Below are 19,084 nucleotides of genomic sequence, written 5' to 3'. Positions count from 1 at the left end.
CGCACGCTCCTCGCAGCGGCGGGCCTGCTTCCCCGTCCCCGCCGCCCCAGCGAAAGAGCCCTCTTGACGAGCACCGACTCCGCCGCGACCGAGATATCCCCGCGCTCCCAGGCGCAGCGACGCGTCCTGACCGTCCTGGTCACCGCCCAGGTCCTCAGTGGCGCCGGCCTCGCCGCCGGCATCACCGTCGGCGCGCTGCTGGCCCAGGACATGCTCGGCTCCACCGGCCTGGCCGGCCTGCCCAGTGCCTTGTTCACCGCGGGTTCCGCCCTCGCCGCCGTCACCGTCGGCCGCATGTCCCAGGCCCGGGGCCGCCGCTCCGGCCTCGCCGCCGGGTACCTCGTGGGAGCGGTCGGCGGCGCTGGTGTCGTCGCCGCAGCCGTCGCTGACAACCCCGTCCTGCTCTTCATCGCGCTGTTCGTCTACGGCGCCGGCAGCGCCACCAACCTCCAAGCGCGCTATGCGGGCGCCGATCTCGCCGCCCCCGACCGCCGAGGACGCGCGGTCTCCACCGTCCTGGTCGCCACGACCCTGGGCGGCGTCGTCGGCCCCAACCTCACCTCACTCACCGGCGACCTCGCCCACGCCCTCGGCATCCCCCGCCTGGCCGGGCCGTTCCTCCTGGCCACCGTCGCCTACGTGGCCGCCGCCCTCGTCCTGGCGATCTGGCTGCGCCCCGACCCCCTGCTCCTCGCCCGGACCCTCGACACCGAGCAGTCCCTCGGCAACGGCACCACCAGTGCGGAGGAGACGGCTTCGGCCCGGGGCCGCAGCGCCGGTGTCGTCCTGGGCGCGCTGATCATGGTCCTCACTCAGCTCGTCATGGTCGCGATCATGACGATGACGCCCGTCCACATGCACGACCACGGCCACACCACCACTGCCTCGGGCTTCGTCATCGCCGTCCACGTGGCCGCGATGTTCCTGCCCTCACCCCTGACCGGACGGCTCGCCGACCGCTACGGCCGCATCAAGGTCGCCGTCGCCTCCGGCATCACCCTTCTGGCCGCGGGTATCCTCGCCGCCACCGCACCCACCGACTCCGTCGCCCCGCTCGCCGTGGCCCTCGCCCTGCTCGGCCTGGGCTGGAACCTCGGCCTCGTGGCCGGCACCGCGATCATCACCGACACCGTGCCCCTGGCCACCCGCGCCAAGACCCAGGGCATGGTCGACGTCTCCATCGCCATCGCAGGCGCCACCGGCGGCCTGGCCTCCGGTCTCGTCGTGGCCGCCTCCGGCTACCCCGTCCTCGCCCTCACCGGCGGAATCCTCGCCCTCGCCGTCCTGCCCGCCATCGCCGCCACCGCGAGCCGCCGATGACCATCCCCACCGCCTCCGCGGCCGACATCACGGTCGACGGCACCGGCCTGCTCCGCGTCACCCTCCTGCTGAAGCCGCGTGCCTATATCGCCGACGCCGAGCCCGGCTCGGTCGTCCACGTCATTGCCCCCGACCCGGCCGCCCCGCTCGACCTGCCCGCCTGGTGCCACATGACCGGCCACACCTACCTCGGACCCGTCCCCGACCCAGACCGGGATGTGTACGCGCTCCGCCTGACGGCCGATGCTCTGCCCACCCGGCCCGACGCGCCGTGGCACCCGGGCGGTCGGCAGAACGGGACCAAAGGCTGAGCGCGGCGACGACGTCCGGCACACTCACCCCATCGCCCGCAATCGCTCGATCGCAACCTCCAGCCCGCCCTGGAGCACCTCCAGGTGCGCGGCGGGCATATGACCGAACAACTCGGCGGCCATGGAGTCGCGGCCACCCCGCAGGGTCGCCGTGACCGTACGGCCCTTCTCCCGCAGACGGCGCGAGACCTCGACGGAGGGCACACCCACGCTCAACTCGTACGGATCGTCAAAACGGTCCACTTCAGATCGTGCGATGTGTGCGGCGGTGGGTCTGCTCAGGTGCTCGTCGCGTCGGTCAGTGTCCCGCTTCGGCGTGGTCGCCGTGGTCGCTGAGCTGTGCTTCGAACCAGTCGTGCAGGGCATCGACCAGGGCGGGCTCGTCGGTGGTGTAGGTGAGGGTGGCGCCGTCGGGCCGTTCCCGGTAGCGCACCTCGACGCGCTCGTAGCCGTCTTCCAGTTCCGCCAGGCCCGGCATGCTGTCGCCGTGGATCTGGGACGGGTCGCCGAAGTCTCCCTGGCCGAACGCTTCGGCCTCCTGCTGGAGGTGAGTGCGGATGAGGTTGACCTGCTCGGCGTCGTCGGGTTGGTCGGCGACGACGTCCTGGACGCCGCCCGTCTCGCTGGGGGTTGGCAACTGCTGGCCTAGGAGCGCGCATAAGGCCGCTTTGACTCGATCGTGTGATGGTCGGTTTCCTGGCTTGCGGCGCCCTGGGCGGTCCGGGTTGACGTGATCGCGCGATCTGGGACGCCGGATATGGCGCCAGCGTGCGGGGCCCCTGCTTCACCGGAGAGATGGTTCGGGGCCTGCCCGTCGCCACTGGCCGTATCCACTTGGCCAGGTCGCACAGGGAACCGGCCTCCCGGGATCGGACCACGCACAGGATGCGTGTCGCTGCCTCGGGGTTGAGTACGCCAGGGACCAGTGCGCTCAAGACCGTTCGGGGCGTGCGGCTGAGTCAGGTTCACTCCTGCTCAGTTTTCGGGAACGGTGAAGTGGTGAGTGGTCGCTTCGAGGTCGAAGGGCATCACGGTCCGGCCGCGTTCGGCGACCGCCTCCTGCCGACCGGTCCGCCGGTCGCCGCTCTCATGCTGTGGGTCGCCGATCAGCAGGAGAGCGGCCAGCGCCGCGCCGACACCCCCCTGCAGTGATGCCCGCCGTCAAGAGTCGGCGCCTGCCGTTATTCATCCAGTGCCTCCGTCAGGACTCCGAGGGCGTGCAGTACGCCTGCTCGCTCGTCGGGCGGGATCGCATCGAGCAGCCGGGCGAACTTCTCCCGCCGCGCGTCGGCGAGGTGGTGCGCGGCCGTCTGTCCGGAGGGCGTGAGGCGCAGGGTGACGCCGCGACCGTCTTCGGGGGCGGGAGCGCGTTCTACCCAACCGCGGGCGGTCAACTGCCCGACGAGCCGGCTGACGGTGCTCTTCTGCAGGCGCAGCCGGCGGGCCAGTTCCACCTGCCGCAGTTCGCCCTCCTGCGCAAGCTCGCCGAGGGCGTGAGCCTCGGAGACCGGGATCGCCTGACCGCACGGAGTGCTTTCGGGCTGGTGCAGCCCGAAAGCACGGACGAAACTCCGCAGTGCGTCCTGCAACAGAGCGGGGTCCGCTGCTCCACCATCCTCCGACATGGTTCGACGCTACAACCAGATGGTTCGGCGATGCGACCATCTCTCCGAGGTGTGCCTGACCGGCCGATGATGTGACGGTGCCCAAGGGCGCCTGTCGGGCGAGGAACGGGCCGCGAGCCGCTGCCGGCCGGGGTGCGACAGCTGTGCCTGAGGTCGCGAGGGTGCCGGACCCGGTCGCGCCGGTTCCGAGGCAGACGCCCGAGTGGGGGCGAGTCTGGGACGGTGTCGATTTCCGCCGTCGCCGGTTCTGTGTCGGCCGATCCTCACGAGAGGGCGACGAGATTCGAAACCGAGCATCCAGGGAGCCACTGCGGCCATGTGCTCTTCCGCCGTGCCGACCCCGGCCGAGGGACGCCGTCGGCCGGCTGAGCGGCCATGGAGGCCTGGTGCACGGGGAGCGACCGCCTGTCAGAGTAGTGGCGACGGCTCAGGCAGGCAGCGGAGCGGAGCCCTACGGATCGGTGACGTCAGTATGCGGCGTTCCCGAGCCGTTCGCGGTCGAGGACGGTGATGCGGCCGCGGGACAGGCGGAGCAGGCCCTACCCCGGGAAGACGGAGACGTGGAGCCTGCGTCAGGTCAGTGCGACGAGCAGACCGGCAGTCGCTGCGCCGATGATCAGGGCGGCGGCCGCGGCGGCTGGGCCTCGTAGGTCGGCGGGAAGGCGGGGGAAGAGCCGCGAGAGCGCGCCGAGGATCGCGAGTGGGGGTGCGGCGCGCCAGACGTCGTGACCGGTCCTGCTACCGGCGGCGGTGACGATGCCCGGGAGGTGTCCGACGGCGCGGAGCAGCGGCCCTGCCATGGCCCGGCTGCGTCCGTGGACGGTGTTCCCGGATGCCGCCTGCTCCAGGGCCCGACGCAGGGCCGCTTCGTCGTTGGCCCAGTGCGAGCGGAAGGTGATGGTGCCGGTCGTGTCGATGAGGTAGGCGGAGTTCGGTTTGGGGGTGAAGGCGCGGTGCAGGGTGCCGTCGATGTCGTCGACCGCGACCTCGAACGGGATGTCGTGATGATGGCGCAACCGCTCTGCGTGCCGGTACTTTTCCGCGGCGGTGGTCGGCTGGCCGATCGTCTGACCCGGGTGCGCCTCCCGGGTGTTGACCAGCACGAAGCGGATCCGCTCGCCGAATCGCGTGTGGAGTCGCTTGAGTACGGGCACGGCGCTCTCGGTGACGGGGCAGGTCCGGGATCCGAAGACCATGAGCACCGGCCGTCGGCCGAGTGTGTGGGAGGTGAAACGGCCGCCGTCGAGGGTGGGCAGGTCGAACTCCGGCAGACGGCTGCCTGGGCCGAGGGCGTTGCGGCCGAACGTCATGTCGTCGATCAGGAGCCGTGTCCGGAAGCGTTCGAAGCGGTAGTCCGAACCGGAGGGGCGTGCGGGAAGGTGCGAGTCCATGTGTGCTCCTTGGGAGGGACGTCCGTTGACTTGACCGTTCGGTCAAGTCAACGGACAGGGGAACCGGCGCGGCGCCCCGCGCGGGGACGGCCGCCGTCCGGCCGGATCGCGAACCGGCCGACCGGGGGCGGGGTCAGGAGGCGGGGGCCTGGATCAGCATCCGGATCGCCGTCCTGGCCTCGGTGACGAGCGTCGGCCTGTCGTACGCCTTGGCCATGAGGGTGATGCCCTGGAGGTAGGCCAGAGCGCGCAGGGCTGCCGTGTCGGGTTCGACTCCCGCCGGGACGTGCCCTCTGAGCACGGCCTCGGCGACGGCGTCGCGGAAGTACCGCTGCCATGCGGTCAGGATCTCGGTGATCCTGACCGATGCCTCTCCGGGGCGTCCGGCGAGTTCGAGGGCGAGGTTGCCGATGGGGCAGCCCGGCACGGCGCCCATCCGGTCCCGGGCCGCGGTCAGCATGCCGGCGAATCCGCCGATGAAGGCGTCGATGCGCTCCAGCGGTGGCGCCTCGCTGTCGAACGACTCGTCCAGGACCGCCTTGAGGAGTTCCCAGTTCGCGTCGATCACGGCGAGGCCGACGGCCTCCTTGGAGGGAAAGAAGTGGTACAGACTGCCGCGGTGTACTCCCGCCTCACGGCAGAGGTCCCCGATGCCGACCTCGGCGAACGACGAGCCGTGGATCAGCGCGCGCGCTGTCCGTACGAGGCGGGTGCGGGTGTCGTCCGTCATCGACCCTCCACTTGACTGATCGGTCAACCGTAAGCCCCCTTGACCGACCGGTCAAGGGGTAGTCCTCTCGCGGTTGAGCCCAGTCCGGCGTGTTCGGGCGCTGCCGCCTTCACGCACTTGATGGAGGTGTTCCCACCGGTCGGGGAACGGGGGCGGTAGGGGTGCGGCACCGACGCGCTCTCCGCTCGGGAAGCGACGGCGCTTGGGTGGTCCGTATGTCTCTGCCGTGCACAGGCGCTCGTTGCCGAGGTGGTTGTGGCAGTCGCACCGCTGGTGGCCAAGGCTTTCCGCTCTTACGGGCACGCCGTGGGCACGGGCACCACCAGCGGGTGATGCGCGCGGGTGACGCATGCATGGCCTGACTGTCCTCCATGACGATGCCGACTACCGTGCTGGAGATGGCGGAGCATCACCTCGGTGCCGCGGGTCCGTCCGTGCCCACCGCGGCGCACTCGTTGAAGTCATGTCTCCTCGGCAGGAGTTGGGCAACCAATAGTCCTGCGGCGCCCGCAAACGCCAATGTCTCTCCGACGGGACGGGCAGGCTGAGGGCTCACACGTGTGACCCACGTGCTTGATGCAGCGAAACCGCAGGTCACATGCACCGTTCGAGGTCAGGGTCGGGAAGCCTGCTACGGCCGTCGAGAACTCGTGCCCTCCACGTGCCCCATCTTCGTGCGCCCGGAGGACGGATCCTGCGGAAAGATCCCCGCCAACGCACAAGCCCCATGCCGCTGACCCGGGGCTAGAAGAGCTGGTGACGAGAATCGAACTCGCGCTCTCAGCTTGGGAAGCGACGGCGCTTGGGCAGGCTCTACGGCTCTGACCTGGGAAGGTGCTTTCTCACGGGGTGGCTGTGGCGGGCTGGTTCGTACCGCTGTTGACCGTGGTTTGCCGTTCCTGCGGGCACGGATTGGGCACGGAGCGAGAGGACCGGTGCGCAGAGCGGAAGCGAGGACGACATGGTGCTGGTGTGGGCTCTGTTCGGTCGGCTGGTTGGAGAGTGTCTCAGCGTGTGCACAGGACTTCTGGGAAACTCGTCCTCTCCGAGTCGATGCCGGCTGAGCTGTCCCGTGAGCGGTCCGAAGCCGGACCGGGGCGGGTGCCTTCTGGGGCACTGGCCCGTCACCAATACTGAGGCTCGTACGGAGCGCTGCCGCGCTCGCTGTAGTAGGCGCGGACCAACGAGATTCGGGCGACGGTGCGGCCTTCTGCCACTGCGTGTCCCGCGGCCTTGTGGCCCGCGAAGCTCCGCCGCTCCCGCTCGTAGGTCTCGGCGCCCTCGAAACGGGGCGCGGCATCCAGAAGGTCCAACGCCTCAAGGTCCCGGATCAGCGTGACGACGAGACGGTCGTGCGTCCTGGCGTCGCGGTACTCGTGGCGTTCGGGGGCGGAGTCCTCATGGGCGGGGAACCAAGTCTGCGTGCTGGTCCACCGGCCGTCGCCGAGTGCCCCTGCCCAGGCGTCGCCGGCCCTGCCCGGATCGTTGTCGAGGACGAGGTAACACTCCAGTCGCCATTGGCAGTTCAGCGGTCCGGCAGGCTCTCCTTCGAAGGGGAGGAGGATGCACAGCGACGGCTCCTTCCCGCTGCGGGCGCAGTGGGAAGGAGCCGTCGGTCGGCCGCCGGGGCCGCTCGCGTCAGCGGGTGCCGAGCAGGGCGCGCCAGGTCTCCGGGCCGATGATGCCGTCGACCTGCAAGTGGTGGTTCTGCTGGAAGGCGACCGCCGCCGACTTCGTCTTCGAGCCGAACTCGCCGTCGGCCGTGAGGCCGTAGCCGTAGACGTTCAGCTGCGTCTGCGCTGCCTTCACCGCCTGGCCGGACGAGCCGTACTGCAGTGTCTTGATCAACTTTGACCAAGTGTCCGGGCCGATGACGCCGTCAGCGGCCAGGGACTGGGACTTCTGGAACTGGATCACCGCCGAGCGGGTGTTCGGGCCGAAGATGCCGTCGGCCTCGAGCGTGTGGCCCCGCGCGGTCAGCAGCTGTTGGGCGGACCGCACGTCCGCGCCCTTGGAACCGCTCTGGAGGATCGGCCAGGAGACACCCGGGGACGGGAGCTCCCCGCCGCCACCGCCATCACCCAGTTTGACCGGGCGGAAGGGGTCGTAGTTGTCACTGCCGATCCCGTAACTGAGCTGCCGGTGGGTCGTGCCGTACGTACCGCGCTGTTCGTACGCCCAGTAGGCGCTGTGCGACGCGTTGGCCCACTTCTCGAAGATCACTACGTGACGGAAATCGCCGTCAGTGGTGCTGTAGTCGATCAGCAGGTCTCCCTTCTTGAGCTGACTCATGCTGCTGAGCCGCGTGGTGACGCCGCTTCGCGAGTCGGCCAGCCCGACGGTGTTCAGACCCGGCTTCCCCAGTCCAAGTGCCATGGAGACATAGCCGGAGCAGTCCTGGCGGTAGCCGTCCTTCCAAGTGCGCTCCATGCTGTAGGGGACCGGGGCTCCGTTGTCGGCCGTGAGCCAGGTACGGGCCCGGTTGATCATCGTGTCGGGCGAGAGCGTGGCTGTGGCCATGGTCGACGGCGAGCCGACCTGGGTGACGAGCTTGCTGCCGGCCTCGGGCTCGGGCCCGTAGCCGGTCTCCTTCTGGGCGGCGACCGTCGCCAGCTTCGAGGAGTCGGTGTCGGCGAGCGACGGTGTGACGGCGATTGCGGCCGCGACACCTCCGGCGGCGACGCCTATGAGCGTGACCTGCGCGCGGCGCGCGAGTCGGCTGCGAAGAGACATGATTCCCCGTATCCCGTTTCTTTGTTGTGGCATGCCGAGCCCGGCGGGCCGACCAGGGCTTGGAATGCTTGTCGTTCACCGAGTGCCGCCTGCGGCCCTTGACGGGTCATCACGACGGCAAGGATTGCTGCCCGGGCCCCTGCGTTGTTGTGAAGGACGGGGCCAGCCAGGCGGGTCTAGTCCGGATCACCGGGTGGACCGGAGGGGACGCACGCGGCCCGTCCTCTCCCCCAAAGGAGGACGGGCCGCGACACGTCCGCGCTGTCGGTCAGGTCAGCAAGCAGCCGCCGGGGCAGACATCGGCCGCGCGCTTGAATGCGGCCTTGGTCCCGGATCCGGCGATTCCGTCGATCGGACCGGCGTAGCCGTAGAACCTCTTGAGGTAGCGCTGCAACGCCTTCACCGTGTTGGGTCCGACGATTCCGTCGATGCTGTCCGTGTAGCTGTAGTGCTCCTCGAGGAAGCGCTGCATCGCCTTCCAACTGTTGGTGCCGAGCTGCCCGTCGATCGCGCCGGTGTACCTCCAGCGAGCCTTCAGCGCACGCTGGACGTCCTTGGCCTGCGCTTCGCTCAGGCCGAGATTGACCACCGCGAGCGGCGCGGCGGCCTCGGCACTCACCGTCTGCTCCTTGACCTGCGCGGGAGCCGCCATGGCCGTTCCCGCGGTCGCCAGGCCGCCGGCGGCGATCCCGACCGCGGTGGTGACACTGACGAGTGCCTTGGTGAGAGCTCGCATGCTGTTTCCCTCCGTTGACGTGCGTTGGCCGGAGCCGACCGCACCGGCCGGCTCCGCAACGAGACTGCGGGTTCGGCGCGGTGCTCGGCCACAGCTGACACAGAAGTGACCTCATCCCGGGACGTCCCGCCCACTGACCTGCAGAGATGTCACCCGCCGTGTCCCTGCGGCGAGACTGCGGCGAGAGGGAACGGCTGGTTCCGCGCCAGGGTTGAGTCGCGCCAGGGCGGCGTGGCCGCTGCGTGATCCCCGTGACAGCTGATGCAGAATGAGCCCGGGACACGGAGGGCTGGGCCTGCGGTCCCGAACGCGAGTTGGGGGGGGAAGCGTGTCGCGCTGGAAAGAGCTGCCCGCAGAACTGCATCCACACGTCCACCAGTTGATCGTGCGACTGCGCAGACTGAAGGACCACAGCGACCTGAGCACCCGTCAACTCGCCGCGAGGACCGGGTACAGCGCGAAGTCGTGGCAGCGATATCTGAACGGCAGGTCTCTGCCGCCCCGGGAGGCCGTCGAGGCGATGGCCCGCGTCGGCGGTGACGATCCGCACCGGCTGCTGGTGATGCACGAGATCGCCGCCCAACGGTGGGCGGAGGGTAGGGCGCTCACCACCAACACCCCCGAGGACTCCTCCGCGACGCCGGAACACACCCCCACCGAGCAGCAGCCATACGGGCGTCACCTGCGCGCCGCGGTCACGGCGGCAGCCGTGGTCACGGCGCTGTCCGTCACCGCGGCGCTCCTGCTGGCCGTGCGGCTCACCGAGGCCCGTGCCCAGCTCGCGCACGAGCGCAGCGATGCTGTCGCGACGGCCCTGGCCACCGTGTCGGAGTCCACGGTGCCGGTCATCTACACCTGCAAGCTGGAGCAGCGTGACGGCCGTTGGTACGCGGGCCTGAGCCGGACCACCAACATCCTTCTGTCCAACACCCACATCGGGCTCGAAGTGGCCGAGGCGCAGTGCCTGCTGCACCGGGCGGGCACCGGGCCAGGGGACATCGACGGCGTCTTCGGACCGAAGACGCGGCGAGCGGTCGAGCGCATGCAGAAGCAGAACGGGCTGATCGTGAACGGAGTCATCGACCCGCCCACCTGGCAGGCCCTGCGGGAGGCGGATCCGAAGTGACCGCGGAACACGCCCGGTTGGCCGCGGCGCTGCGGGAGCTGCGGGCCGGTGCGGGGCTGAGCCTGGCGGCGCTGGCGGAGCGGACTGCGTACAGCAAGTCCTCGTGGGAGCGTTACCTCAACGGCAAGAGCCTGCCTCCTCGCCAGGCCGTCAAGGAACTGTGCCGGCTCGCGAACGAACCGGACGGGCGGCTGCTGGCCCTGTGGGAGATCGCCGAGTCGCACTGGAGCGGACGCGCGGTGGCCCCCGCACCCGACCCTCCCGCGGACGAGTCGCCGCAGCCACAACCTCAGCAGTCGCCGACGCCCGCCGGGACCGAGCGGCGGCGACTTGGCAGAGGCAGGCTCCTGCTGGCGCTGGTGTCGGCGTACACCGTGATCGTCGGCGGTGCCGCGGCCCTGCTGTTCCTCCTGCTGCCGGACTCGGAGGCACAGGAGGACGAACCGCCACCGGCCTCCATCCCGTTCTCCCTCGCTCCCCAATGCCACGGAGCCGCCTGCGAGGGCCGGGACCCGATGCGCCTGATCTGCGGCCTCGGCCCCGACACCCTCGCCTCGCACCGCACGGCCACCGGCGCCCACGTCGAGCTGCGTTACAGCAAGAAGTGCGGTGCAAGCTGGGCCCGGACCTGGGGGACCGAGATCGGAGACCGGCTGGAAGTCACGGCAGGCGGCCCGACCCACGGCGTGCGCATCGAGAACAAGGACGACGCGGCAACCTTCATCTACACGGAGATGACCGAGGTCCGTCCCGGCAGCACCGTCCGGGCCTGCTTCCGGCCCGCGTCGGCCGACGGCGAACGGGAGTGCTTCGAGGCCCGCTTGGGCGGGGCAGCCACCACGACCCCGCTGCCCTCACGTCCAGTGGCGTCAGGCTCTCGCGACTAGGCGTGTTTCGGAAGTCCCTTCTGCTCTGCGACGCCCGGCACGCTCCCCCGGTCTCGGCTGGCGCTCGACCGGGAGGTACCCCCACCGCCGCACCGGACGAAAGGCCAAGTACACCCAGTACGAGGCCTTTCGTCCGGCGCGCCGAGAGCACGCACCGGACGCCGCAGAGCCGCCCTTCGGGCGACGAAGGGACTTCCGAAACACGCCCTAGCGTCAGGCCCTCGGACGAGGTCGACGCCTTTCACGCCGCGAGCGTCGGCCGACTCATCGGCCGGCTGTATGCGATGACAGGCGACCTCGCCGAGGCGCAGGATGTGGTCCAGGAGGCCTTCGTCCGGACCTGGGAACGCCGGGCCGAACTGGACTTGGACGGCGTCGGAGGTCGTCGCACAGAAGACCATGCGTACCGCGGTCAGGGTCGCCCCCGCCGCCCCAAGTCCGACGAGGCACCACAGGGCGCGCTTCTGGAGCGGAGCGCGGCAGGTCACTTCCCGGCCGTTGGTCATGCGCGGAATCGTGCCATCGGCCGGGCCGCACCCGCTTGTGCGGCAGCTTTCCGGCCCGCGACACTGCCGGATCGGGGTACGTCGTGAAGCCCGATTCGCCGAGTGCCGCGCGTGTTACGGAACTTGGTCCACTGGGTTACCGGTGCGCGGCTCGGCTGCTGGATCAAGTGGTTGACCAGGGATTTCATCGTTCTGGATAGGTATACGGTGCAAGTTGTACATCCTGATCCTGGTGTTCATGTCCTGAAGTCCGGTCCACTTCTCTCCACCTTGGCGCTCGAACCCCCCGGATAGGCAGGATCGGCGGATGACGGACAACAACGGCGGATTCCTCAGAGTGCTCGGCAGAGGAGACGTTCTGGCATTGGCCTTCGGGGCCATGATCGGTTTCGGGTGGATCGTTCTCACCTCAGGTTTCATCAGTGACGCGGGGCCGGTGGGCGCGGCGATCGCCATCACCATCGGCGGCGTGGTCGTCACGCTCGTCGGGCTGACGTACGCGGAGCTGGTCTCGGCGATGCCGCATGCGGGCGGCGAGCACCACTACGCGTTGCGGGCACTCGGTGGCCGGGGTGCCTTCCTGGCCTCCTGGGCCATGGTTCTCGGCTATGTGTCGGTCGCCGCGTTCGAGGCCGTCGCGCTGCCGCACAGCATGGTCAACCTCTTCCCCGACATGCTCGTGGGCCACATGTGGACGATCGCGGACTACGACGTCTACGCGAGCTGGGTCGCCGTCGGCGTGATCGCCGCGATCGCGATCACGGCTGTGAACTACATCGGTATACGTCCCGCGGCGGTGTTCCAGACCATCGCGGTGCTGTTCCTGCTCTGCGCGGGCGCCGCGCTGCTCGTCGGAGCCCTCAAGGGTGGTTCCGCCGACAACATGGAGCCGATGGTCAGCGGGGGCATGGACGGGATCTTCACGGTGCTGGTCGCCGTGCCGTTCCTCTTCGTGGGTTTCGACGTGATTCCGCAGTCGGCCGGTGAGATCAAGCTCCCGTACCGCCAGGTGGGCAAGCTCCTGGTGATCTCCGTGCTCTGCGCGACCGCGTGGTACGTCATGATCATGCTGACCGTGGGCTCCGGTCTCAGCGCCTCGGCCCTCGCCGAGTCCAACCTCGCCGCAGCCGACGCCATGACCGCCCTGTGGAACAGCCAGGCCATGGGCAACGTCCTGGTCATCGGTGGCATCGCGGGCATCCTGACGAGCTGGAACGCCTTCCTCATCGGCGGCAGCCGACTGCTGTACGCCATGGCCGAGTCCCGCATGATCCCCGCCTGGTTCGGCACGATGCACCCGAAGTACCGCACCCCTGCCAACGCGGTGGTCTTCATCGGTGCCCTCTCGGTGCTGGCCCCGTTCTTCGGACGGCCGATGCTGGTGTGGCTGGTCGACGCGGGCGGCATCAACATCGTCATCGCCTACGTCGTCGTGGTGTTGTCCTTCCTGGTGCTGCGCCGCCGGGAGCCTGGCATGGAGCGCCCGTTCCGTACTCCGGCCGGACCGGCTGTCGGTGTCGCCGCGCTGGTGCTCAGTCTGGGGCTCGGCGTGCTCTACCTGCCCGGTATGCCCGCGGCCCTCATCTGGCCCTCGGAGTGGGCGATCGTCGGCGTGTGGTGGCTGGTCGGCGCGTTCTTCATGTGGCGGCTGCCCAAGGTCGCGGCGGGCGAGGACGCCGAACAACGTCTCATCGCCGCCGTCGCCTCCCGCTGATCGGGACTCCCTTTCGCGCCCGGTGACGGCCGGGTGCGAAAGGGAACTCGTGAGCCTGCAGGACGAGGGCAGCGTCACCGGGTACTTCCGCGGCACCTCCGCGGACAGCGAGAGCTGACACGCCAGTGACGTTTCTTCCCCGCGGGCACGCTGGAGGCCCCTCTGCAGTACCGTCCCGGCCGCGTCGACCTCGGCAAGGGCGCCCGCCTGCACAGACGTCGATGGAGTCTCAATGACCCGGTCGACCAGCCCGTGGTGTTGCGGTCGGTGGACAGACCGCCAGTTCGGAAGATCGTGAACGTGGGTCCTGCCAACCTGCCACGTGCCTGCTGAGGGAACGCGGCTTTGGTCGTGACGCACCGTGGCCCCGGCCTCCCGCCTGAACGGGCACGCAACGGGTACGGCACACTGGGCGATGTCGGCAGCGGCGCGTGATTCCGGCAGGGGGCAACGTGGACAAGGGGTGGCCAGAGCGCTGGTGGACCACGGCTCTCCTGGCTGTGGTGCTGACCGGCATCGTGGCCTACGACGTCTGGTGGGCCGTGGAGGTGCTTGCGAAGCCGGTGGTGGACTGGTGGGGCCTTCTCGGGCCGTGCCTGGGGGGAACCTGGCTCGCACTCATGGCGATTCACGCTGCCCGCCGGGCGATCACCCTCCGCAGCAGGACACGAGCCGTAATTGGTGACACTCAGGCCGGCCACTGACCCGTTCGCCCGGCTCCTGCGACCGGGCTGTGGCGAGCTGGGTTCTTCGCTGGTCAGGGCAGGTCAGGGCAGCTTCCCCGGGCGCCTGAGCGGTTGTCATCAGTCGTCGTTGGCCGCACCACCACCTTCGCCACCTTCACCTTCGGCCCCGCCACAACCGCTCGGGCGGCGGCCGGTGCCGCTGCGGCCGACTCCACCCCGACGATGACCCCGCGCTCGGTACACCTCTGTATCCCGACCGCTACGACTACCGCGCCGCTGCCCTCTGGAATGTGCACGCGGGAGCTCTGTGGGCTCGCTTCACCACTCACCTGCGGCAGCAACTCGCCTCCCGCGTGGGCCTCACTCACTTGGAACTCCGCGACAGCCTCAAGGGTTCGGTCGTCGCCCAAGAAGGGCCGGCCGACAAGAACGGCAGACGTCGCCGTTTCGGGGCCGTGCGGCCAGTACCGGTCCGGGCAGTGGACGGCGTCCTACCTTGCTTCCGACAACGAGCGGATGCGTGCACCCGAGAATTTTGAGACGAAGAAGGACGCTGAGATCTGGCTCTCCCAGGTCGAGGCGGATCTCAGCCGGGGGCGACGCTCCCGACACGGGCGCCGTGAACTTCCGTGAGTACGCGCAGAAGTGGGTCGAGAAGCGGGAGTTGGCCGTACGGACGGTGGACCTGTACCAACACCTTCTTGCCTCTACATCCTCCCGACCTTCGGCACGCTCGACCTGGACGAGATACCGCACCGCCCGTCCGTGAACGGCGGGCGGAGCGGCTGCGGGCGACGAGCGCCAAGACAACCGTCGCCAAGGCATACCGCCTGCTCAAAGGCACCATGGAAACGGCCCGATGACGACCTCATCAGTCGCGACCCGTGCCGGATCAACGGCGCGGGCAGGGTGGTGGCTCTCCGCCCGCTTATCGGCACTGCGTGCCGGGCACCCTTCGCCCCCGTGTTCGCTGACGCGTATCCGGCGCACCGTCCGGGTCGGGTCTGGAACGTCGCCCGTCCGCGCTCACTCCGACGGCAGCCGCAGGGCGAGGAGGGCCACGTCGTCGGTGCTGCCGGGTGGCATACGGGCGAGCAACTGGTCGCACAGCGTGTCCAGGGAGGCGTGCGCGAGCCCCAGGGCGTGGCGGCGCAGGCGGGTCAGGCCGGTGCCGAGGTCACTGCCGGGGATCTCGATCAGGCCGTCGGTGTAGAGCAGCAGCGTGGAACCCGGCGGCAGGGGTTCCGTGGCGTTCGGCCGGCTGCCGCCGTCGCTCAGGTGGGCGCCGAGGAGCAGTCCCTGCCCGGCTTCGAGGTACCGCGCGTGCCCGCCGGGGGTGAGGAGGAGCGGCGGCGGATGTCCGGCGCTGGTCCACCGCAGGGTCCATGGGCCGTCGTCCGGATGGCCTTCGATCCGGGCGAGGACGAGGGTGGCCATGGGGACGGTGGTGATCGCGGGCATGGCGTCGTCGAGGCGGTCGACGACGCCCCCCGGCATCCCGACGTGGTCCCAGGCCAGGGAGCGGAGGATGCCGTGCAGTTGGGACATGCCGGCCGCCGCGGTCAGGTCGTGGCCCACGACGTCGCCGATGACCAGCGCGAGCGTGCCGTCCTTCAGTTCGAACGCGTCGTACCAGTCACCGCCGACCTGGGACCCGACGGGGGCGGGCTGGTAGCGGGCGGCCAGTCGAAGCCGGCCAGGCTGGGGCAGCGGGCCGAGCAGGTTGCGCTGCATGGCCTCGGCGACGGCACGCTGGCGGCCGTACCGCCGCGCGTTGTCGACGACCAGACCGACCCGGCGGCCGATGTCGCCCACCACCTCCAGGTCGGCGGCGTCGAAGGGGTGTGCGGGGTCGGTGCGGACCAGCGTCAGGGCGCCGGTGATCTGCGGTCCCGAGGCCAGCGGCACCGTGACGACGGATGTCGCGCCCACCGTGCGCAGGAAGTCGCTGTGGCGGGCGGCCAGGGGGGAGCCGGGTGGTACGGCCGCCCCCACCCCGTCCCACAGCACGGGATCACCGCCGTTCAGCACCCGGACGAGGGGCGACGGGTCCGCCTCTCCCGCCTCGGGGAGGCGCTCGTGCCCGCCCTCCAGCGCCGTGTGGCGGCCCGCGGGACCTGTCACAGCCACTCGGTGGACCTGCCCGGAACCTGTCCGGAGGTCCACCGCGGTCCAGTCGGCGAGGCGGGGTACCAGCAGGCGGCCCAGCCGGGCGAGGGCCTCGTCGGCGTCCAGGGTCTGGCCCAGTACGTCGGTGATGTCCGCGACCAGCGTCAGTCGCTCGGTGAGGTCTTCCAGAGCACTCGTGTAGGCAGCCCGTTCCGCCCGCTCCCGGCGCGTGCCGTGGTCGCCCGTGGCGTCGGTGAACAGCACGGCCATGCCCTTGAAGGTGCCGGGGTCCGTCAGGGGAGAGGCGGACCAGGCGATGGTGAGCAGGCGGCCGTCACCGCGCAGGTAACTGTCGCCGTCCCCGCCTGCCGCGGTCCTCTCGGACAGCGCCCGGAGCAGCGGGCAACGCTCGCGGACCAGAGCGCCGCCGCCCGCGTCCCGGTGCAGCAGTTCGTGCGCGTCCCTTCCGCGCATCGCGTCGGCGGTACGGCCCAGCAGCCGCTCGGCGGCCGGGTTGACAGCGAGGATCCGTGCGGCCGGATCGACCACCATCAGGGCGGTGCCCAGCTGCTCGACCACCTGCCGCCAGAGGTCCGGCTCGGCCGCCGGCCACGACCGTCCCTCTTCTCCCGCGCCGGGTGCCGCACCCTCCACCATGCCGCACTCCTGTCATGGGGGCCTCGACCGAGGACCGCGGGCGCGTCGGGAACCACATTCCGGGCAGGGACCGAGCCACCGATGATCCGGGTCCCCCGCTACCGATGGTCCCCCGCTACCGATGGTCCCCCGGCTACCGATGGCCCCGCTACCGATGGTCCCCCGGCGGACACCCGCGCGCACGCCCGACAAGACGTTTCGTCGCCCACCGCCCTGCCCGAGCGCCCGCCAACCGCTCCAGCACGACGCCGTACACGGTGTCGGCCCCGGCGTCAGCGGACGGGACGTCGCCTGGCACGCCGGGACACCAGCACCGTGAAGGAGATCACGGCTGCGGCGAAGACCACGATGCCGATGGCCAGGAGAAAGCCGAGGCCCTCCGCCACCACACCGATGATCCCCAGTACGACGGCCACCAGGAGCAGCAGAAGGAAGAGCGCCATCACCGCGGACCATCTCCTCTGTGCCGTGCCGTGCCGTGCCGTGCGTGCGTGATCACCGGCGTGCGAGCTGACGTTCGCCGGCCGCCCCCGGCCGGTACGTCATGCCGTAGTGCTGGAAGACCTCCTCCTCCCGCTCGGCCGGCAGGACGTCGTCCGTCCCGATCGACGGGGCCTTCCGTACTTGCCCCTTGGTGTAGGAGACCCGGACGTAGTCCGGTCCGAGGACCGCGCCGTCGAGCGGGACGAAGACCAGCCGGTGGCGGGTGGGCAGTCCGGTCCGGACGGTGGCCATGGCAGGCTCGTCGGTGGCGGTGTCGACATAGACCGCTTCGAGCATGCCGATCCTGCGCTGCTTCTCGTCGACCACGTCCTGGTTGCGCCACTCGCGGATGTCGGCTGGACGGATCATGGCCTGCTCCCTGTCTGCACGCTCTGCCGGGTGGGTATGTACGAATACCCCGGCCTCCGTGTCCCAAGGCACCCTCGCGGGGTCAGCCGCGCTTCTCCTCGTCGGCCTCCATGAGCCGTATCCCCTGATGCGTCAGCACGACCGTCGCGGGCACCTCTCCGTGGGCCCAGCGGACCGTGACCAGTCCCTCACCCACCAGATAGGTGCAGGCCGCGGCCAGATCGTGCTCCGGGATCTCCAACTCGTCACGCAGCCTGGCCCCGGAGACGTCTGGAAGGCCACTTCCTTCCATGTCTTCGTAGAGGGTCTTCATGATCGCTTCGCGGTGGGTTTTCCGCTGGTGCAGTGTTGCCATGGTCGCCGCCACTCGTCTGGGCTCCGAACCGGCTCTCCGTGTTCACTCTACTCCGGGCCGTACGCCGGTACCGGCCCACGGCCAGCGGTTTTGCAGGGCAGCGCACGGGTGGCGCGGTGGTGCGAGGTGGTGGTGCGGCGAGGCCATGCCGGGCGATGCGTCCGCGTGCGGTACGTCGCACAGCCGGACCGTGCGCGTGGTCGCGACGGGCGGATCCGGCAGCGCATGTGCGGCTGAGCGCGCTGTTGACGACGGTTCCTGACGGATCGGCCAGGGGGGGCGAGTGCGCTCGGCAGGTCGCTGAACGCTACCGCCGGTGGCTGTCTCCCGTGGACCGGCTGGTCTCCAGCCACGACCGAGCGGGTTCCGCCGCGTGGGCGGTGTCCACGGTGAGGTCGAGGCGGGTTCCTCCGTCGGGGCCCGCGGGGTAGCTGCGCTGCTCGGTGGCGTCGAAGCAACGGCGGAGAACCTCCGCGACCCGACGGGCGACTTCGGGCGAGGGGGCGACGACACGGACCTCGGCGTGGCCGGCCGAGGGGGTTTCCATGGACCGCATGGCGACCTCGGAGTTCGACGTGCCCGTACGGGACGGGCCGGGTTCACCACCTTACTCCGGCAGTCGCCGCAGCTCCCGAGGGCGACCTGCGCCCTCCCGGCCTGCTGTCGGAACGCGGAGTACCGTGAGAACGAGGAAGCCACCCGGTCTCCTCGGTCCAGGTAGGCAGGCGAGTGCCATGGTCGACTCCGGCTCCGACTCCCCCCGGATGACGAGACTCCTGCCGGACGCCGTGCACCGGGCCGTGCGGCCCGGGACGGCTCTCGTGCGGCTGGAGACGACGCATGACCGGCAGGGCGTGCTCGACGGGGTGTGGTGGCCTCGCTCCCGCGACATCGCCGCCGAACTCCCCAGCCTGATCGGCGCACTGACCGAGCACCTCGGGCCCATCACACGCGTCGGTCTCGACACCGGGGCGTGGGACGAACTGCCGACGCGGATGACCGTCGACGACCGTGTCGTCCGCATCGACTCCTTTCCGGTCGGCGACGACACGGTTCTCATCACCCGGGGCGAGCAGGATCTCTTCTCCCTCCTCGTGGTCCCGCCGCACGCGACGCCCGACGCCGCGCGCGCCGCCATGGCCGAGGCCGTCCGCGCAGGCAGCGGGAGGCGGGCCGAGCAGATCCTCATCGACACGGGCACCGGACGAACGGACCCGAGCACCGCACAGGCCCACGGGGGCGTGATGAAGAGCCCCGGTGAACCGTCTCCGGGTGAACAGCCCGGCGGTGAATAGCCGGGCAGGTGCCGCCAGCCGCTCGCGAGGTGATCTTCGTCGTGTTCGTGG

At 70.2% G+C, this 19,084-nt stretch carries 22 protein-coding genes and 1 pseudogene; 10 read left to right on the top strand and 13 right to left on the bottom strand.

Features of this window, described 5'->3' with window-relative positions:
• Positions 1 to 63 precede the first annotated feature (63 nt).
• Together E4N62_RS16040 and E4N62_RS16035 are read left to right on the top strand one after the other, a co-directional pair.
• Positions 64 to 1,320: an MFS transporter gene (locus tag E4N62_RS16040; RefSeq protein WP_230215130.1), complete on the top strand. Its 1,257-nt coding sequence runs from the start codon at positions 64 to 66 to the stop codon at positions 1,318 to 1,320.
• Complete coding sequence (locus tag E4N62_RS16035; RefSeq protein WP_230215129.1) at positions 1,317 to 1,631, top strand: sulfurtransferase TusA family protein; 315 nt, start codon at positions 1,317 to 1,319, stop codon at positions 1,629 to 1,631. The genes E4N62_RS16040 and E4N62_RS16035 overlap by 4 nt, the downstream gene beginning before the upstream one ends.
• A gap of 24 nt (positions 1,632 to 1,655) precedes the next feature.
• Here the strand turns inward: E4N62_RS16035 and E4N62_RS16030 are convergent, their stop codons facing one another.
• Both E4N62_RS16030 and E4N62_RS16025 read right to left on the bottom strand, forming a co-directional pair.
• On the bottom strand, positions 1,656 to 1,841 hold the full coding sequence (locus E4N62_RS16030) for a hypothetical protein (RefSeq protein ID WP_230215127.1): 186 nt from the start codon (positions 1,839 to 1,841) through the stop codon (positions 1,656 to 1,658).
• Positions 1,842 to 1,929: 88 nt separating this feature from the next.
• Positions 1,930 to 2,268, bottom strand: a complete 339-nt coding sequence (locus tag E4N62_RS16025; RefSeq protein ID WP_230215125.1) for a hypothetical protein — start codon at positions 2,266 to 2,268, stop codon at positions 1,930 to 1,932.
• Between the two features lie 362 nt (positions 2,269 to 2,630).
• Here E4N62_RS16025 and E4N62_RS16020 point away from each other — a divergent pair, with 362 nt between their 5' ends.
• Positions 2,631 to 2,783 (top strand): hypothetical protein, encoded by a 153-nt coding sequence (locus E4N62_RS16020; protein ID WP_230215123.1) that lies wholly within the window; start codon positions 2,631 to 2,633, stop codon positions 2,781 to 2,783.
• 29 nt (positions 2,784 to 2,812) lie between these two features.
• On the opposite strand, the gene E4N62_RS16015 is transcribed toward E4N62_RS16020, so the two are convergent.
• The 6 genes from E4N62_RS16015 to E4N62_RS15990 all read right to left on the bottom strand — a co-directional run bounded on the left by E4N62_RS16015 (position 2,813) and on the right by E4N62_RS15990 (position 8,846).
• Complete coding sequence (locus E4N62_RS16015; RefSeq protein ID WP_230215121.1) at positions 2,813 to 3,256, bottom strand: MarR family winged helix-turn-helix transcriptional regulator; 444 nt, start codon at positions 3,254 to 3,256, stop codon at positions 2,813 to 2,815.
• Between the two features lie 572 nt (positions 3,257 to 3,828).
• Positions 3,829 to 4,647: a deiodinase-like protein gene (locus E4N62_RS16010; protein ID WP_230215119.1), complete on the bottom strand. Its 819-nt coding sequence runs from the start codon at positions 4,645 to 4,647 to the stop codon at positions 3,829 to 3,831.
• 133 nt (positions 4,648 to 4,780) lie between these two features.
• Positions 4,781 to 5,377 (bottom strand): TetR/AcrR family transcriptional regulator, encoded by a 597-nt coding sequence (locus E4N62_RS16005; RefSeq protein ID WP_230215117.1) that lies wholly within the window; start codon positions 5,375 to 5,377, stop codon positions 4,781 to 4,783.
• 1,124 nt (positions 5,378 to 6,501) lie between these two features.
• Entirely contained in the window at positions 6,502 to 6,690 is a 189-nt protein-coding gene (locus tag E4N62_RS16000; protein ID WP_230215115.1) for a hypothetical protein, read from the bottom strand.
• Positions 6,691 to 7,015: 325 nt separating this feature from the next.
• Positions 7,016 to 8,110, bottom strand: a complete 1,095-nt coding sequence (locus E4N62_RS15995; protein ID WP_230215113.1) for a peptidoglycan-binding protein — start codon at positions 8,108 to 8,110, stop codon at positions 7,016 to 7,018.
• 268 nt (positions 8,111 to 8,378) lie between these two features.
• Positions 8,379 to 8,846, bottom strand: a complete 468-nt coding sequence (locus E4N62_RS15990; RefSeq protein WP_230215111.1) for a peptidoglycan-binding domain-containing protein — start codon at positions 8,844 to 8,846, stop codon at positions 8,379 to 8,381.
• 328 nt (positions 8,847 to 9,174) lie between these two features.
• On the opposite strand from E4N62_RS15990, the gene E4N62_RS15985 reads away from it, so the two are divergent.
• From E4N62_RS15985 to E4N62_RS15960, 6 genes and pseudogenes are all read left to right on the top strand, one after another.
• A complete protein-coding gene (locus E4N62_RS15985; RefSeq protein ID WP_230215110.1) occupies positions 9,175 to 9,972 on the top strand; it encodes a peptidoglycan-binding protein in 798 nt (265 codons plus the stop codon).
• Positions 9,969 to 10,859: an XRE family transcriptional regulator gene (locus tag E4N62_RS15980; protein ID WP_230215108.1), complete on the top strand. Its 891-nt coding sequence runs from the start codon at positions 9,969 to 9,971 to the stop codon at positions 10,857 to 10,859. Before E4N62_RS15985 ends, E4N62_RS15980 begins: the two co-directional genes overlap by 4 nt.
• A 266-nt stretch (positions 10,860 to 11,125) precedes the next feature.
• Positions 11,126 to 11,233 (top strand): annotated as a pseudogene (locus E4N62_RS15975) (sigma factor); the annotation flags it as partial.
• A gap of 439 nt (positions 11,234 to 11,672) precedes the next feature.
• Positions 11,673 to 13,079: an APC family permease gene (locus tag E4N62_RS15970; protein ID WP_230215106.1), complete on the top strand. Its 1,407-nt coding sequence runs from the start codon at positions 11,673 to 11,675 to the stop codon at positions 13,077 to 13,079.
• Positions 13,080 to 13,582: 503 nt separating this feature from the next.
• Positions 13,583 to 13,783 (top strand): hypothetical protein, encoded by a 201-nt coding sequence (locus tag E4N62_RS15965; protein ID WP_230215104.1) that lies wholly within the window; start codon positions 13,583 to 13,585, stop codon positions 13,781 to 13,783.
• Between the two features lie 98 nt (positions 13,784 to 13,881).
• Positions 13,882 to 14,304, top strand: coding sequence for a replication initiator (locus tag E4N62_RS15960; RefSeq protein ID WP_374117008.1), 423 nt, complete (start codon positions 13,882 to 13,884; stop codon positions 14,302 to 14,304).
• A 487-nt stretch (positions 14,305 to 14,791) separates the two neighbouring features.
• Here E4N62_RS15960 and E4N62_RS15950 read toward each other — a convergent pair whose 3' ends face one another.
• The 5 genes from E4N62_RS15950 to E4N62_RS15930 form a co-directional block, all read right to left on the bottom strand.
• Positions 14,792 to 16,531 carry a SpoIIE family protein phosphatase gene (locus E4N62_RS15950; protein WP_230215102.1) on the bottom strand — a complete coding sequence of 580 codons (1,740 nt, stop codon included), beginning with the start codon at positions 16,529 to 16,531 and terminating at the stop codon, positions 14,792 to 14,794.
• A 272-nt stretch (positions 16,532 to 16,803) separates the two neighbouring features.
• Complete coding sequence (locus E4N62_RS15945; RefSeq protein WP_230215100.1) at positions 16,804 to 16,974, bottom strand: hypothetical protein; 171 nt, start codon at positions 16,972 to 16,974, stop codon at positions 16,804 to 16,806.
• Between the two features lie 52 nt (positions 16,975 to 17,026).
• The gene (locus tag E4N62_RS15940; RefSeq protein ID WP_230215098.1) at positions 17,027 to 17,383 is read right to left on the bottom strand and encodes a PRC-barrel domain-containing protein; all 357 of its coding nucleotides are present in this window, start codon (positions 17,381 to 17,383) and stop codon (positions 17,027 to 17,029) included.
• An 82-nt stretch (positions 17,384 to 17,465) separates the two neighbouring features.
• Complete coding sequence (locus tag E4N62_RS15935) at positions 17,466 to 17,738, bottom strand: hypothetical protein (RefSeq protein ID WP_230215096.1); 273 nt, start codon at positions 17,736 to 17,738, stop codon at positions 17,466 to 17,468.
• Between the two features lie 307 nt (positions 17,739 to 18,045).
• Positions 18,046 to 18,294, bottom strand: a complete 249-nt coding sequence (locus E4N62_RS15930) for a hypothetical protein (RefSeq protein ID WP_230215094.1) — start codon at positions 18,292 to 18,294, stop codon at positions 18,046 to 18,048.
• A 208-nt stretch (positions 18,295 to 18,502) separates the two neighbouring features.
• Here E4N62_RS15930 and E4N62_RS15925 point away from each other — a divergent pair, with 208 nt between their 5' ends.
• Positions 18,503 to 19,033: a DUF5994 family protein gene (locus E4N62_RS15925; protein ID WP_374116992.1), complete on the top strand. Its 531-nt coding sequence runs from the start codon at positions 18,503 to 18,505 to the stop codon at positions 19,031 to 19,033.
• Positions 19,034 to 19,084: the final 51 nt, after the last annotated feature.

This window comes from Streptomyces sp. MNU76 (assembly GCF_020982545.1).
Lineage (GTDB): Bacteria > Actinomycetota > Actinomycetes > Streptomycetales > Streptomycetaceae > Streptomyces.
Note: the sequence above shows the minus strand (reverse complement) of the source record. Positions and strands in the feature narration are given on the sequence as shown.